Origin of the sequence: uncultured Shewanella sp. (assembly GCF_947497935.1) — a bacterium.
Taxonomy (GTDB): domain Bacteria; phylum Pseudomonadota; class Gammaproteobacteria; order Enterobacterales; family Shewanellaceae; genus Shewanella.
On sequence record NZ_CANMIO010000016.1, the window covers coordinates 61,413 to 75,751 of the forward strand.

At 44.0% G+C, this 14,339-nt stretch carries 15 protein-coding genes; 7 read left to right on the top strand and 8 right to left on the bottom strand.

Annotated features, from left to right (window positions below):
* Positions 1-86: 86 nt before the first annotated feature.
* Genes Q1A86_RS16340 through Q1A86_RS16350 form a run of 3 tightly spaced genes read right to left on the bottom strand, consistent with a single transcriptional unit; the run spans position 87 to position 2,456 of the window.
* Positions 87-1,022: an SPFH domain-containing protein gene (locus tag Q1A86_RS16340; protein ID WP_299808708.1), complete on the bottom strand. Its 936-nt coding sequence runs from the start codon at positions 1,020-1,022 to the stop codon at positions 87-89.
* Positions 1,022-1,951 carry a slipin family protein gene (locus Q1A86_RS16345; protein WP_299808711.1) on the bottom strand — a complete coding sequence of 310 codons (930 nt, stop codon included), beginning with the start codon at positions 1,949-1,951 and terminating at the stop codon, positions 1,022-1,024. The genes Q1A86_RS16340 and Q1A86_RS16345 overlap by 1 nt, the downstream gene beginning before the upstream one ends.
* Before the next feature lie 25 nt (positions 1,952-1,976).
* Positions 1,977-2,456 (bottom strand): NfeD family protein, encoded by a 480-nt coding sequence (locus Q1A86_RS16350; RefSeq protein ID WP_299808714.1) that lies wholly within the window; start codon positions 2,454-2,456, stop codon positions 1,977-1,979.
* A gap of 400 nt (positions 2,457-2,856) precedes the next feature.
* Here Q1A86_RS16350 and Q1A86_RS16355 point away from each other — a divergent pair, with 400 nt between their 5' ends.
* Positions 2,857-3,609: an ion channel protein Tsx gene (locus Q1A86_RS16355; protein WP_299808718.1), complete on the top strand. Its 753-nt coding sequence runs from the start codon at positions 2,857-2,859 to the stop codon at positions 3,607-3,609.
* Between the two features lie 62 nt (positions 3,610-3,671).
* Here Q1A86_RS16355 and udp read toward each other — a convergent pair whose 3' ends face one another.
* Positions 3,672-4,430 (bottom strand): uridine phosphorylase, encoded by a 759-nt coding sequence (udp, locus tag Q1A86_RS16360; RefSeq protein ID WP_367277928.1) that lies wholly within the window; start codon positions 4,428-4,430, stop codon positions 3,672-3,674.
* 496 nt (positions 4,431-4,926) lie between these two features.
* On the opposite strand from udp, the gene Q1A86_RS16365 reads away from it, so the two are divergent.
* Positions 4,927-5,142: a DUF465 domain-containing protein gene (locus Q1A86_RS16365; RefSeq protein ID WP_299808724.1), complete on the top strand. Its 216-nt coding sequence runs from the start codon at positions 4,927-4,929 to the stop codon at positions 5,140-5,142.
* An 81-nt stretch (positions 5,143-5,223) separates the two neighbouring features.
* Here Q1A86_RS16365 and Q1A86_RS16370 read toward each other — a convergent pair whose 3' ends face one another.
* Positions 5,224-5,682 carry a hypothetical protein gene (locus tag Q1A86_RS16370; RefSeq protein ID WP_299808727.1) on the bottom strand — a complete coding sequence of 153 codons (459 nt, stop codon included), beginning with the start codon at positions 5,680-5,682 and terminating at the stop codon, positions 5,224-5,226.
* Between the two features lie 212 nt (positions 5,683-5,894).
* On the opposite strand from Q1A86_RS16370, the gene Q1A86_RS16375 reads away from it, so the two are divergent.
* From Q1A86_RS16375 to Q1A86_RS16390, 4 genes are all read left to right on the top strand, one after another.
* Positions 5,895-6,731, top strand: coding sequence for a mechanosensitive ion channel family protein (locus tag Q1A86_RS16375; protein WP_299808730.1), 837 nt, complete (start codon positions 5,895-5,897; stop codon positions 6,729-6,731).
* Between the two features lie 240 nt (positions 6,732-6,971).
* Positions 6,972-8,006: an outer membrane beta-barrel protein gene (locus Q1A86_RS16380; protein WP_299808734.1), complete on the top strand. Its 1,035-nt coding sequence runs from the start codon at positions 6,972-6,974 to the stop codon at positions 8,004-8,006.
* A 328-nt stretch (positions 8,007-8,334) separates the two neighbouring features.
* The gene (locus tag Q1A86_RS16385; protein ID WP_299808737.1) at positions 8,335-9,267 is read left to right on the top strand and encodes a LysR family transcriptional regulator; all 933 of its coding nucleotides are present in this window, start codon (positions 8,335-8,337) and stop codon (positions 9,265-9,267) included.
* Positions 9,264-10,202: a LysR family transcriptional regulator gene (locus Q1A86_RS16390; RefSeq protein WP_299808740.1), complete on the top strand. Its 939-nt coding sequence runs from the start codon at positions 9,264-9,266 to the stop codon at positions 10,200-10,202. Before Q1A86_RS16385 ends, Q1A86_RS16390 begins: the two co-directional genes overlap by 4 nt.
* A gap of 30 nt (positions 10,203-10,232) precedes the next feature.
* Here the strand turns inward: Q1A86_RS16390 and Q1A86_RS16395 are convergent, their stop codons facing one another.
* On the bottom strand, positions 10,233-11,117 hold the full coding sequence (locus Q1A86_RS16395; protein WP_299808743.1) for a radical SAM protein: 885 nt from the start codon (positions 11,115-11,117) through the stop codon (positions 10,233-10,235).
* Between the two features lie 175 nt (positions 11,118-11,292).
* On the opposite strand from Q1A86_RS16395, the gene Q1A86_RS16400 reads away from it, so the two are divergent.
* Positions 11,293-11,538: a hypothetical protein gene (locus Q1A86_RS16400; protein WP_299808746.1), complete on the top strand. Its 246-nt coding sequence runs from the start codon at positions 11,293-11,295 to the stop codon at positions 11,536-11,538.
* Positions 11,539-11,626: 88 nt separating this feature from the next.
* Here the strand turns inward: Q1A86_RS16400 and Q1A86_RS16405 are convergent, their stop codons facing one another.
* Entirely contained in the window at positions 11,627-12,085 is a 459-nt protein-coding gene (locus tag Q1A86_RS16405) for a GNAT family N-acetyltransferase (RefSeq protein ID WP_299808749.1), read from the bottom strand.
* Between the two features lie 264 nt (positions 12,086-12,349).
* A complete protein-coding gene (locus Q1A86_RS16410; protein ID WP_299808752.1) occupies positions 12,350-14,185 on the bottom strand; it encodes a cytochrome c3 family protein in 1,836 nt (611 codons plus the stop codon).
* Between the last annotated feature and the right edge of the window lie 154 nt (positions 14,186-14,339).

Below are 14,339 nucleotides of genomic sequence, written 5' to 3' on the forward strand. Positions count from 1 at the left end.
AATGAAGAATCGATAGCAGCCAAATAAAAATGCTAGACCCCATTATAGGATCTAGCATAGATATTTTTTCCTACAGATAGAGTGGTCTAATCTTTGTCTTCTTCTAAACCTATGCTGTTCATCCAGTGTTCGAAGTCCATCATATTGCCAGGTAAGATAACCTTACTCTGACCATTACTGACCCCCTCAAGCTGCTTAAGGTACTGCGCACCGAGTTGCATACGCACCACGTTCTTACCACCGGGCGCCGCAATCACAATTGCCATACGCTCAATTGACTCAGCCGTGGCTCGCGCAATGGTTAAAATCTCTTCCCCTTTACCCTCTGCCTCGTTAATACGGCGCTGCATTTCACCTTCTGAATGGTTAATGGTTTCTGCTTTTATACCTTCAGATCGATTAATCTTACTCTGCTTATCACCTTCACTCTTTGCCAGTAATGCACGACGCTCACGCTCTGCATTGACCTGCATCTCCATGGCATTTTTAACCGTTTCAGGCGGGGTGATATTCTTAATCTCATAACGGTGAACACGAATGCCCCACATGGCGCCCGCTTGGTCTAGCACTTCGACCACTTTGGCGCTAATCACATCACGCTCTTCAAAGGTACGGTCCAAATCAAGAGTACCAATTACACTACGAGTGGTCGTTTGCGCCAGCTGAATTGCCGCATAACGGTAGTCAGTCACACCGTAACTCGCCTTCACAGGATCTATGACTGAAATGTAGATAACGCCATCGACTTCGACATTGACTTCATCACAAGAGAAACACTCCTGCGGTGGCACATCAATGGTCTCCTCTTTTAGATCATGGATATACGCCACCTTATCGACAAAAGGCACTAGGGCATGAAAGCCCGCGTCTAAAGTTGAATGGTATTTACCTAAGCGTTCAACGATATAGGCAGACTTTGTCGGCACTAGGCGAATCGACTGAAATAGCTTAATCACAAAGATCGCGAAGATGAGGCCCCAGATAGCCATTACAATTAAATCTGTATTAATTCCAGCAATCATTAGCGCGCTCCTTTCACTGAGTTAGCAGACACAGCGTGAGTGACCTGCTCCATGCCTTCAAAGAATCCTTCAATTTTGGCCAGTTCAGCTGGTACCACAGACACATCGGCCTCATCCAATATCTTGCCGACTTGGGCAATAAATTGCTCTTTAAGCTGCATATTCATCGCTTCATGACCGCCATCTTTTGCCAGCGCAGCAGAAACAAGCTCCATGCCTTCAGCCTTAGCTCGGGCGATAATAGCAATCTCTTGCGCGGTACCCTTCGCCTCGTTAATGCGACGCTGTTTCTCACCTTCCGATAAGTTAATCGCTTCTTGACGCTCACCTTCTGACAGGTTGATCATCGCCGCTTTCTCCGCATTCGCTAAGGTGATTTCGGCGCGCTTACTGCGCTCCGCTTCCATCTGTTTCTCTAGGGTGTGGATCACTTTGCGTGATGGGGTGATGTTCTTAATCTCGTAACGTAGCACCTTGATCCCCCAAGGATCCGATGCCTTATCGATCTCTCGAACAATCGACTCATTCAAGCTGTCTCGCTCCGAAAATGTCTGACTTAAGCTTAATTTACCTATCTCTGAACGCATGGTGGTTTGCGCTAGGTTTACCGCCGCGCGGCGGTAATCCTCAATGCCGTAGCTGGCAAGCTTACCGTCCATCACCTTAAGGTAAACTAAACCATCAACCTCTAGCTGAGTGTTATCTTTTGAGATACAGCTTTGGGGTGGCACATCGAGTACTTGCTCACGAATTTCATGCTTATAGGCCACTCGGTCAAAAAACGGGATCAGAAAATGAAACCCTGGCTTTAGCACAGTGCGAAACTTACCTAAGCGCTCAATCACATTGACCTCACGCATAGGGACAATTAGCAATAATTTATAGAGGATAAAAAACACAAATAGAACAAAGAGTGTAAATGCGAACATAGAGATTCCTTCCTGGCTTTACTGATTACTTTTCTACGGAGTGCTCGTCTTCAGCCTTTATAGGCTCAACCACTAACGCAATATTATCTCTGCAGATAATCCTAACTTTGGAGCCAGCAGCAATCTCGCTACCATCCCCCAATGCGGACCATTCACAGCCTTGAAATTCAATCCGTCCCATCTGCTGAGCCGGACCTATAGTTTGTTTAACGATGGCTGGCTGATCATAAATATCGAGTTCTTCATCGGCATTGCCGACATGAGCATCACCACCAACTAACTTTTGAGTAACTTGGCGAAAAAGCAGCAGTAACACCATAGAGGCGATAAACCAGAGCGTTAAGCTTTGCGCTATACCTTCAACTAAACCGATAGCCAAGGCACTCGCAACAACAAGACAAGCGGCGCCTAATAAAATCACAATACCGCCCGGTAAAATGATTTCAGCTAGCATCAAAACGATACCAATAACCGCCCAAATTAGAATGGGATTTGAAAACTCCATATTTCCCCCTGAAATGAAAGAGCCTCAAAAGACTATATCAGTTGCACACACTTTGCGCGACATATTATGTCATAAAACTCTCTATAGAAACTGTAACACAGCCAAGCAAACTCCTCTAGGCAAGCAAGCTCATAGCATGACATTGAGCCGACACACTGTAATCGCTTGCTAGAAAGTTCTCTTTTAAAGACAATCACTAAGTATTAATCCGCCAGTAAAAAACAAATAATCAATAGGTTATAAAGCATGCTCAACGCCAAATTCAAAAAAGCTCAACAAACCCTTTGAACATTGTTCACTTTCCGCCTATATTCCCCGCCAGCAAAAGTCACCTTAACTAACTCATGGTATAAGTTCAATTTGCTGTACCCGAGATCTGATAACAATAAAAGGTTTTACGATGAACAAAAAATTACTCTGTTTAGCTTTGCTCGTCAGCCCGGCGGCGATGGCTGACAACATGGTTAACTGGTGGGACGCTAGCGTAACGGCACTTTACGGTGACAACTACGATCTTGCCCCGTCAGAATCACAAACGACTGTGACCTTTGAAACTGCTGGTGATTGGAAGTACGGTGACTGGTTCGCCTTCCAAGATCTGACTTATTTTAATGGCTCAAACGGCGGCAAAAATAACACCACTTACGGCGAGATCTCAACTCGTTTAAGTGCCGGTAAGATCTTAGGCAAAACCGTTGGTTTTGGCCCCGTTACCGATCTATCGCTAGCGCTAACACTTGAAGAAGGTGAAGGTCCAGTGAAAGCCTTCTTGTACGGTGTCGGCATGGACATCAAAGTCCCTTACTTTAGTTACTTCCAGCTAAACACCTACCGCAGACACGCGCTAAGCAGTGACAACATCAGTGACGGTTGGCAGTTAACTCCATCATTTAGAATGGATTTCCCTGTTGGTAACTCGAATATCGTTTTTGATGGTTTCATTGATTGGGTTTTCGCAGCCGATGAAGCCGCTTACGAGACTAACTTCCACTTCAATCCACAGCTTAAGTATGACTTAGGTGCGATAGTGCTAGGTGAGCATAAGAAAAACAAGCTATTTGTCGGTATCGAGTACGATTACTGGAAAAACAAATACGGCGTTGATGGTATCAAGCAAAACACCTATTCAGTGATCGCCAAATATCACTTCTAGTACTTGTTTTCAGACAATAAAAAAGGCGCTGTTAGCGCCTTTTTTATTGAGCGTAAGTTAGCTTATGCAAGTAACTTTTTAGCTGCAGCAACCACAATTGAAACCGCACTGACTTCGGTTTTCTTCATTGTCGCTTCATCAGGGATCTCTTGCTGAGTACGGTTAACAATAACCCCTGCAACACATGCCGCACGCCAACCCTGTGATGCACACATAGTAAATAGCGTCGAAGACTCCATCTCATAGTTCAGCACACCAAGATCTTGCCACTCTTGCATAGACCCCTTGAACTGACGTGTCACACGGCCAGATACCGTATCGTAACGTTCTTGACCTGGGTAGAAAGTATCTGACGATGCTGTAATACCAATATGAGGCTCAAGACCCGCTTCACGACTGGCAGCAACCATAGCCGTAGTACAATCGAAGTTTGCTACTGCAGGGAACTCCATCGGCGCAAAATGTAAGCTAGCACCGTCTAAACGAACAGAAGCTTGAGTCACAATCACATCACCCACATTAACATGTGGTTGAATCGCGCCTGTTGTGCCCACGCGTAAGAAGGTACGCACACCAAGCTGCGCTAGCTCTTCAACAGCAATAGAGGTCGATGGACCACCAATCCCCGTTGAGCATACGACCACAGGTTTGCCGTCTATGTATGCTAAATAACTGGTATATTCACGATGACTCGCTAAAAATGTCGCATTCTCCATCAACTCGGCGATACGTTTAACACGCTCAGGATCGCCAGGCACAATCGCTAAGCTGGCACCATCTAACATCTCTTTGGTTAAGCCTAAATGAAATACATCAGACATCGTGAAAACCCCTTTCATTTTTGAATTTATAAATCGAATTAAAACGACTTTAACCTAGTCACGCCCTCAAAAAGGTTAAACAGATCACACTTTTTCCGCCAAGAGTAAATGATTTGTCGTAATCTAGTTACTAAATCAATCAGAACTCTGAGCTAGAATATAGCAGCTACTGGGCATAGCGCCAGCCAGTTAAAAAGCTATCAATGCAAGATAGAATCAAGGGTTGAGCCTGTCACTTACATGAAATAACACAAACATTAGCAATAGCTTAGCTAAATATTGCTACAGGCTATACTCTTCAAATTTCGAGCTGTGTCGTCAAATCATTTATAGCTTTTTAGTAATAGATTACTGCTGAAAAATCCCCCGATGAAATCTTACACCTCTAATCGTTCACAATTTGATCGGCATCACATTTAGCGACCAATAATCGCGCTAATTTAGAATCGAACCAAACGAAAAACCGCGAAAAAAAACCAGCAAGAAGGACGCCTGCATGTTTCCAGAATACCGAGAACTTATCAGCCAACTAAAGACATCTGACACACACTTTCAGAAGACGTTTAACAAGCATAACCAACTTGATGAGGAGATAAAAAATCTGGAAAAGAGCAGCGCTAGTGATTACACCTCGAAAGTGCACGAACTCAAGCTTAAAAAGCTACATTTAAAAGAAGAGATCTACGATATTTTAAAGGGGCATACAGCCTAATACTGTTCGATATCTGCATCAAAAAAGAAAAAAGGGCGCTAAGCGCCCTTTTTATGTCAAATACTCAAGCCTTCAATTCTACTACTTCAACCCAGCCTGTAGGGCTTCTGTTGTCTCATAAAATGCTATCTTAGTGATCTGATTATTATTCAGCTCAATTAGTGTCGCCTGATCTTTTTGAGCAGGTAACGGCTTAGTCTGTTCACCCTCGCTGTCGAGTGCCACTCTATATGGAAACTTTTTAAACTGAGGTAAGGCAACAAAACGGGCGATCAACGACGGCATACCACTAATATCAGCCACATAAATTAGAGTTGAATCTTTAACCAACTCAGGCTCGGCTTCTAAAGTCTCTTGAATAATGGTTCCACCATCCATGCTACTGCTAAATAAAACCCGAGTTGTAGTGCTATCAACTTGGTATTGTGCTTCATGTTGATCTTGCAACTTGATCTCAACGATTTGATCGCCAACTTGATAGGTATTCGCCCACACAGACGTGGCTAACAGACTAGATAAAACGAAGATAAGTGCTCTCATAACGGGACTCGGCAAATTAGAATTAGCAGAAAGAGTAACCTATTCTCTAAAGAGCAACAGTAAACTTAGCAACAAATCTTGATCCTCTTCACGCTAAGTTACTCAGTGTCAAAAATGTACTCATAACGGCTCACAACTGCGCAAAAACTGAGTTACAAAACTGTTTATTTTCAGTAAGCTAATTGATAAAGGTTGTCATAGAGGATAGATCCATGAATGAGCAAGGCCTAGACCAAGAAATCGCGCAACTGCAAAACGCTTACACCGCCATCACCGAATTTTTGGTGCAATATAGCTTTAGTATTCTAGGCGCCATCATCATCTTCTTGATTGGCCTATGGCTCGCAGCCAAAGCCGCTAATCTTGTCACTCGAATTTTTGAAAAACACCAGATTGACATCACCCTCAGCAACTTTACCAGCAACTTTGTCCGCATCTTAGTCATTCTTATGGTTGGGGTAATCGCCTTAGGTAAGCTAGGGATAAGCGTCACCCCTATGGTTGCGGCGATAGGTGCCGCCTCTCTCGGTGCAGGTTTAGCATTACAAGGTATGCTATCCAACTATGCAGCAGGGATTACCATCATAGTGACTCGCCCTTTCATTGTGGGCAACACTATTGAGGTTAAAGGTGTTGGCGGCCTAGTAAAGGATATTCACTTAGGCATGACGGTACTAACCAATGAAGAAGGAGAAGAGATCAACATTCCCAACAAGCATATTGTGGGTGAGATCTTACATAACTCTTTCGCCAATAAGCTGGTCGAAACCAAATTCAATATCAGCTATCAATCTAATCCAGATCAAGTCGTGGCGCTGCTTGCTAAAGTTTTAGCCGACAGCCCAAGGGTATATCAAGGTGATAAAGCTCAGGTGGGAATCAATGACTTTAATAGCATAGGCATCGAGGTGGGCATTCGTTATTGGGTTGCTACTGACAGTTATTATCAAGACAAATACCAAACCAATGGCGCACTCTTGAAAGCACTAAAACAGGCTAATATTGAGATCCCTTGTCCAGTTAAACAAATCCATATTCAAGAGTCTTAAATCTAACCAATGCTTAACGGGTCACCATGAGCCGTTAAGTATTGGCATTTCCAATCATCCAAACTACTTATAAGAAAAGCCCGCATAGTGCCATTTTAGCGGCTTTTAGATTCTTTTTACGCCAGATTGATAAGGAAAACGAATAATCATTATTCAGTATACTCTATCGCTCTGATGCAACAGTTGCTGCAAAATGCCTCCATTGAAATCGAATACAGATTAAAACTTAACGGAGATAGCATGATGAACAAGACACTAATTGCACTAGCATTAATGAGTACATTTGGTTACGCAAATGCAGCCGATATCGATAACACTTGGTACATAGGTGCCGGTGCAGGTCAAAGCAACTATGAGTCAGTTGACGCCGCTAGCCACCTAGGTGACGGCAGTGATTTAGCGTGGAATGCTCTAGTGGGTTATCAGCTCAACAAATACTTAGCCTTCGAAGCAGGCTGGCAAGATCTTGGTACCGACGATGACACTCACATGTGGGGCGGCCTAGATGGCAGCCAATCTATTGATGTCGACGGTTTTACCCTTGGTGTTGTAGGTACTTTGCCATTATCAGAAAAATGGTTCTTAACCGGTGAAGCAGGTGCTTATCAATATCACCTAGAGCATCAAATGAATGCGAATAAATATGTTAGTGCTATGGATACAGCTGCGTACTTTGGTGCCGGCGTGGGTTACAACATCACTGATTCTCTAGCCATTTCAGCTAAGTACCGCCGCTTTGCTGGTATAGATGAAACAGCATGGAACACAGCAAACATGGATGCTCAAACAGTCGGTTTACAGCTAACTTACCGCTTTGGTGTGAAGCCTGCGACAACCACAGCGGTTGTATTACCAGCTGTGATTGAAAAGCAGACTAAACCTATGCCTCGTCCAGAGCCTAAGTATGAAATTCATACCGAAAAGAGCAGCGTAGCCGTACTATTTGGTTTCGACTCTTCTGAGCTATCTAGCACAGCTAAAGCTAAGCTAGATCAGGTTATCCAGCTTTCAAAAAGCAAAGAACAGGATGTGATCTTACTTAATGGTCAATCTGATAACCAAGGTGATAGTCAATACAACCTTAAACTATCTGAACAGCGTGTACAGCATGTAGAAGCCTACCTAGTTTCTCATGGTGTAGAGGTGAAGAAGATTGATACTCAAGCCGTTGGCGAACAAGATGCTCACGCTAATTTACGTAAAGATCGTGCTCTAGAGCGCCGTGTAATAGTGACACTAACAAGCCAAGAGAAAGTATTGGCTTCTGCATCTTAGATATCAACGGATATTCAATTTAGTATCACCAATAGGGACCCGACAGCGCTAGGATGGCGAAATGATACGCTAGGATCCCATAAACCATGTCAGGCCCCTTGGCATAAGGTTTAAGGATGTAGGGTTCACGTTAAATAGGACAGTTAACGTGAATGCTTACCAAGGAAATATACAGGGACTCGTTGCACTTAATCTAAGCGCAAACACAGGGATAGACATGAGCCAAGGACGGCTTCATTAGCTCCATACCCATTCACACCAACATGGCCTATTCAAGTAGAACTTTATCGTTTATAGTCAATTTGTTAAATAGGGACTAGGTAATATCATGCTGACCCAGCTCAATCTTGAACGCCTAAAAAATTGCGATTTAAATCTATTACTCGCTTTAGCCGTGTTGCTCAATGAGGCGCATGTTTCTAATGCCGCAAAGCAACTAGGTCTATCTCAATCTGCAATGAGCCAAATGCTAAAGCGTTTACGACTAATGTTTGCCGATCCCCTGCTGCTTAAAAGCAATAACGGCATGACACTGACCAACAAAGCCCAAGCTATTGCGCTGGAATTGGCTCCATTGCTCGATAAAACCGCGCGAATTTTAGAAGCAGAACACTTCAGCCCGAAAACGGCTCAAGGGCGCATCCGCTTTATTATGAACGATGTCATCGCTCAGCTGCTTATCACACCACTCATTGAACTCATGAGCGAAAAGGCTCCTGGCATTGAGATAGAATATATCTCACAAAAAGCCAATGGTTTTCAGCTACTCAGGCGCGGCCAAGCGGATATGGTTATCGGCTTCTATGATAATGTTCCGACTCCGATTGTTAGCGAAGCGATAGGTCGAGCGCCTTGGCAAATGGTCACCCACAGAACGACTAATCAGCAAAACCTTTACGCAGATAAAGGAGCAATTAAGCTATTACGCTATCAATTTCAGGAACATAACCAATTACACTCCATCGAAGCGCTAGAAGACTTAAATGTGCTTGATGCGGCTTATGCTTTAACGTCCAACTCGTTAAGTGCGCTGCTTTATGCGCTACAAACAAATAATACCGTCACCTTGTTACCCCATTTTGCCATGGGAATTTTACCTGATGATGAGGCTAAAAATTATCAATGGTTAGGCTCGCTTATCAATCTTGAGCTGAAAGTCTGCTGGGATCGCCACCAAAGGGCTCCTGAACTACAACAATGGTTTAGACGTCAGATCATAGCGCTATGTCATAAACATCTACCTTTAGAAACTGGCTTATGAATCCAACAGACTTAAAAATGATCCAACAATGCGACCTTAACTTGCTACTCAGTTTGGCTATTCTAATTGAGGAGCAAAGCGTTTCTAAGAGTGCAGAAAGGTTGGATATTTCTCAACCAGCGATGAGTCAGAACTTAAAAAAACTCCGTGCGATTTTTGATGACCCACTATTTATAAAGCAGGGACAAGGCATTAAAGCGACGAGCAAAGCATTACGTCTCTATAATCCACTCACTGAATGGTTACAGCTTAGTGACCAATTGATCTCCCAGAGCCCTTTCGACCCAATGGAAAGTCACGGGGTGATCCGCATTGCATTTATGGACGATCTCACCCAAACCATGATCCCTATGATACTAAATAAAATACTCACATCAGCCCCCAACGTTGAGCTGGAGTTTGTGCAAAAACCTAGGGATGTGTTTTCCTTACTAGAATCTGGTGAAATTGATATTGCCGCAGCAGGTACAGATACCCCTCCTGCTAATATTTATGGACGCCATATCACTACTGATAATTATTGTGCCGCCTATAGCCTTAACCACCCACTAGCTAAAATCAAACAACCATCGCTAGAACAAATTTTTGCTTATGATACCGCCGAATACTCAGCCTCTAACCTAGTCGAAACCGAGGTAAACCAACTAGCGTTACAAAATCAATTGCAACGAAAAATCACCTTTGCCAGTGGTTCGTTTCAGGTATTATTACAAGGGTTATTAGCCGCGAAACATGTTGGTTTTTTACCACAAAGAGTGCTGACTTCAGACAAGTGGAAGGGGCAATTCAAGGGAACCGTATTGAATGAGCTGCCTCAGTTAGACAGCACCCTGTATTGGCATGCAAGAGTTCACAAAGATCCATTAGTCCAATGGTTTAAAAACCAATGCCTAAGTGTGGCTAACGCACTAAAACAGCAAGGTTACATTGGCTAGCGATTGCGATATACAAGCTATTTCCTGCAATCAAAGCCCTCTTTGCCACTCTTGTCGTAATTGAATGTGCTCCGGTGTATTCATTGCGGCCTCTACTTGCGCCACTAATGCTTGCTTATCTTTACCTAGCACACCTTTTAGCACTAAGTAATTAGACGCATGATCCGAGCGAAAGACAGTTTTCTCAAGTGCTAGCTTGCTTAATAGAATATGCATCTCTTCGAAAAGTTGAGCCTGATCAGGCAGCTGAAAGTGACCATCAAAAGCCGCATCCATCCGCGCAGTGCCTAGAGGCAAAGTAACGACTAGAGTCGACAGGTACTCGGGCTGTGCCGCATTCATCAACTTGGCAGAGTTTTCGGCGTGTTGTTTTGATAACTTAACCCCGCCTAAACCATTTAAAATCATCACAGAAGCTTTAATCCCAGCCGCTTTTATTTTTTGCAGCGCCGCCAAAGAGGAGTCAAAGGTCTCACCTTTCTTAATCCGCTCAAGCACCTCATCATCGCCACTTTCACAACCGATATACAGCAGACTTAGACCAAGCTCCCTTAGGCGCTGCAATTGCTCAGGGGTCTTATTATTGATATTACGTGGCAGACAGTAACTGCTGATCCGCGTCACATTGGGCAAATACTTTTTAATCAATAAGCAGATGACTTCTAAGCGCGCAAAGGGGAGTGTCATGGCGTCACCATCGGCCAAAAACACACGGCTGATGTAAGCTTGAGAGTTCGCGATCGCGATAAGCTCTTGTTCTATCTTATCGGCCTTTTGAGCCCGAAAACGCTTCTGCGGCTCGGTATACATGTCACAAAAGCTGCATTGGTTCCAGCTACAGCCATTGGTCACTTGAAGGATCAGAGATTTCCACTCTGATGGAGGACGAAATACAGGTTCAATATAGTTGAGCACAACCACCTCTTAATACATTCGTAGGACGCACTAAAAAAAGTTGAACATTTTTCTCACTCAAAATAAACATTTATTGATCTGCTTAATCATTTTTTGATGAAAAACTAGTTATATTAGTGAGCCGTTGTATACTTATTTCTTACTGATACTGACCGCTACCTATAGAGAGAAAAGCATGCTCATTGCATTAAAATCTAAAGAGAAGCGCAAGACCCCACTCAATCACGATGCTCATTGGGATGCAATGAGCGCCGAGCAAAAAATTGCTCTATATGATCTGCATAAATTTGGCTTTCGATTACTGTTCGTGCGCCATCTGTTTAGCGGGCCCCTCGCATTTATTATGCAGAATAAGACACTTGCTGTGATCAGTCGCAACGGGGATGTGGACTATAAGCCTGACGTCAAACTGCGAGCTTAGGCTAACGAGATTTAGTACCAATCAGTATAAGACATTAAAAAAGCGCACTTCGGTGCGCTTTTTTATTTTCAATCGATCTTTTCTAGCACTACTTTTCCAAAGTTAGCAGCATATCCACATGCGGGATCCCATCTTCGAGGTACATCTCAGATACAGGCTCAAAACCCAGTTGCTGATAGAAGCCTTTTAGGTGCTCTTGACCGCCTAACTGAATATTATGTTCTGGCCACTTCTTGGTCGATATGGCTATCGCTTTTTGCATCAAGGTATGTGCCACCCCAGCGCCTCGAGCTCCTTCTGCAACAATCACTCGGCCAATACTCGCATCAGGGTAACTGACTCCGGGTGCCAGTACCCTAGCATAAGCCTGGAGCACACCTTGTTCATTGAGTCCAAGAAGGTGCTGAGTTTGGCTCTGGCGGTCTTTATCATCGAGCTCCGGATAAGGACAGTTTTGCTCAACAACAAAAACATCGACCCTGAGCTTGAGTAGGTCATATAGCTCATTCAATGAAAGCTCAGAAAAAGACAACGATTTCCAAAGCATTAGCAAGCTCTCCAAAAACAACTTAATAGAGCCGCAGTCTAGCATTTAAGTTTAATAAAAGCAGAAACAAAAAACTGAAATATCCATGACTAATGAATACCTCAAATCCCGAGCTCAATCTAAGGAACCTCTAGTGAATGAAAGTTTACTGATAGCAGCTTGTTGATAGGGTATGTTGGCTAAGCTATTAAAAAAGGGCTCTATAAAAGAGCCCTAAAAAAGTGATGGGCTAGCTATTTGCAGGGAGAAGCTAGCCGTTACTTTTTATTCTTTACGGTCAAACACGTGATACTTTTCAATACCGTATGAACGACCTTCAGCATGACAAGTAGCGCAAGACTCAGAGGTGCCTTGGCTATACCAGTCGCCGGTGTTATCAACAGGCGTATTGATCTCACCACCATTTGACTTCATGTGGTTCAGCGCCTGATCACTGTCATGACACGCAAAACAGTTAGCGGTTACCGGGCTTGACGCTACGCCTGATTGCCCACCATTAAAGGCTTTCGATAACATGTACTGATTAGGCACGGCATTTAAGTCGATACCTTCGGCATGACAAGCCACACAGTTTTCAGCATTAAGCTTAGTGGCAGAGTTTGGCTCGCCAGTTACAGCTGAGCTACCCACGCCCCAGTGCATACTGTGAACCATAGGACCAAAACCTGGTGCTGAGCCCTTAGAGTTACGGTCTTGGCCATTGTTATGACACGCCACACAACCTAAACCACCATCACTATAGCTACCATTCTTGTGGTAGTTGGTTTCGTTGTTATGACAAGTGCTGCAGCTATCAAGTGTGACACTATGGCGACGCTCATACAGTTCACCCGACATCATGTCTGAATAACCATGGAGCGTTACCCCGTCATAACCCGCATCTGCGCCAAAGTTAAAGGTAATGCGTGAGCTTGCCATTAACTCAGGGAATGTCGCATCTAAGCTAGCGAAACAAACAGAAGCAGTACCATTCGCATCATAGGTTGTGGTGCTGGTTCTTGCTGCGCGGCCAACAATCGAACCATTGTCGTAACCATGCAGGTATGCGCCAAGGTAAGAAAGCGTGCCGTCTGCTAATAAGGTTTCAAGGTTTAGCTGCTCTTCGCCTTTAAATAGCGCAATGTCAGTACAGTAACCCGCAGCCGTACTCATATAAGGCGCAGATACAGTTGATGAATGTTCATCGCGTACCGTGGCTTTTTCAGCAACTTTCTTATGGAATAGACGCACATCATCCGACTCGCTAAAGCCACTGTATGTCATAGTTACAGCCGTTGTGCCTACACCAGCAGCGTCGTGACAGTCAGTACAGGTACTCATGCTGTTCACTTTAGTGATTGGCTCAGCGTGACAGGTATAACAGTTAGCAGGCTCGAAATCTTTCTCAAACTTCTGATGATTGATATGACCAATCTTTTGCATTGAGTTTCGGGCATAACCACCTTCATCACGCACAACATTACCGTGGCACACCATACAACCTGCAACGAGATCAGTTTCACCGTCAGTGTTAATTGCGGTATAGCTAGGATGCTTTAGATTAGATGCAGCGTAATCGACATGACAACCGTGACAGGTTGCCGTAGACGTCGTATGCAAGCCTTCCGACTTATCAACCAGGATATAATTTGACTTGGCAATTTTCTCGCCGCCCCCCACTGCAAGCCTAATGATACCTTCGGTGCCCGCATTAATTGCAGGCATAGGCGCTAGAAATTCATAGCGGCCATCTTCGGTCATGGTGAGGTTAGCGCCATCTGTTGCCTCAGAGGCACTACCACCTGCAATTGTCCCTTCAAAATCTGGACGGCTACGGGCAATACCTTTATCAGTCAGTGCCGCGACTTCAGCATTCACTTTTTCAAGGCCGCTAACTAACAAGCCTTCTTCGTTAGTCACTTCAAATTCGAAACGCACCGCGCCCTCTTCCAAGGTATGACTGAGCATTTCAACATTAGTGATTTCAGTTGCCTCGACTACTGGCGGTAGTGGGCTGGTGCCATCTTCACCATCACTGCCATCTTTACCATCGCTACAGGCTGCTAGACCGAAAGCGGTGGCGACGATTAACGCCACACTGCATTTATTAAATTTTCTCATCATCACTCCATAATTTTTATTAAGTCGTGACCTTTACTCCCCCGCAAATACCTTATAAGTAGTAACAGCTTAATTTTGTGATTAATTACTCAACAGCATACTTTTTAAGAGGTATGGTTCACATAAATAAACAAACATACACAATGCATAAAAA